This window comes from Vibrio sp. 10N.222.48.A3, assembly GCF_041475345.1.
Lineage (GTDB): Bacteria > Pseudomonadota > Gammaproteobacteria > Enterobacterales > Vibrionaceae > Vibrio > Vibrio tasmaniensis_A.
Genome location: NZ_JBFRVX010000210.1, coordinates 1 through 999, shown reverse-complemented (window position 1 = coordinate 999; position 999 = coordinate 1). Strand labels below are relative to the sequence as shown.

The following is a 999-nucleotide window of genomic DNA, read 5'->3' as shown; positions in this document are numbered from 1 at the left end:
GGGTTGATGTGAAAGCATTAACCCTTTTTAGTACCTGCCTTTCTGTATTCTCAGATAACCTAAATCTCATACCTACAGATACAAAAAAGGCCCCAATACAGGAGCCCTTCAAATCGTATGTTTCAATCAAATAGATTTAGTTCAAGGAAAAGGCACGGAGTTTTCAGCACCTTTCCCTAAAACAAAAAGGGACTCAATGAGCCCCTTTAAAAGTACTTTTCAAAGTAGTCGTTTGAAATTCTAGGAGAGCACGCGGAGCTTACGGATGTAAGTGAGCATGCTCGACAACGAAGTTCAAATTACTACGCAGAAAAATTATGCGTAAACAGGTAGACGCTTACAGATATTTAGTACTTTCGCTTTAGTTGCTTCGATAACAGACTCATCACCCATGTTATCTAGGATGTCACACATCCAACCTGCTAGCTCTTTCGCGTCTGCTTCTGAGAAACCGCGACGAGTGATAGAAGGAGAACCGATACGGATACCAGAAGTAACGAACGGGCTACGTGGATCGTTTGGTACTGAGTTCTTGTTAACTGTGATGTTAGCTGAACCCAGTGCTGCATCTGCTTCTTTACCTGTGATGTCTTTGTCGATTAGATCAACTAGGAACAGGTGGTTCTCTGTAGAACCTGAAACGATGTTGTAACCGCGAGCTAGGAATTCAGCAACCATTGCTTTTGCGTTAGCCACTACGCGAGCTTGGTATTCTTTAAACTCTGGTTCTAGAGCTTCTTTGAACGCTACTGCTTTACCAGCGATAACGTGCATTAGAGGGCCACCTTGGCCACCTGGGAATACTGCTGAGTTTAGTTTCTTGTAAAGATCTTCGCCTTCGTTAGAAAGGATAAGACCACCACGAGGACCAGCAAGCGTTTTGTGCGTTGTTGTTGTAACAACGTGAGCGTGTGGAACTGGGTTAGGGTAAACACCTGCAGCGATAAGGCCAGCAACGTGCGCCATATCTACGAAGAAGTAAGCACCTACTTTGTCAGC

The 999-nt window shown here is 44.2% G+C and carries 1 protein-coding gene; it reads right to left on the bottom strand.

Features of this window, described 5'->3' with window-relative positions; translation table 11 throughout:
* Nucleotides 1-315: 315 nt before the first annotated feature.
* Nucleotides 316-999: serine hydroxymethyltransferase (locus AB4653_RS07380; protein WP_372103710.1), on the bottom strand; the 684-nt coding region annotated here is incomplete at its 5' end.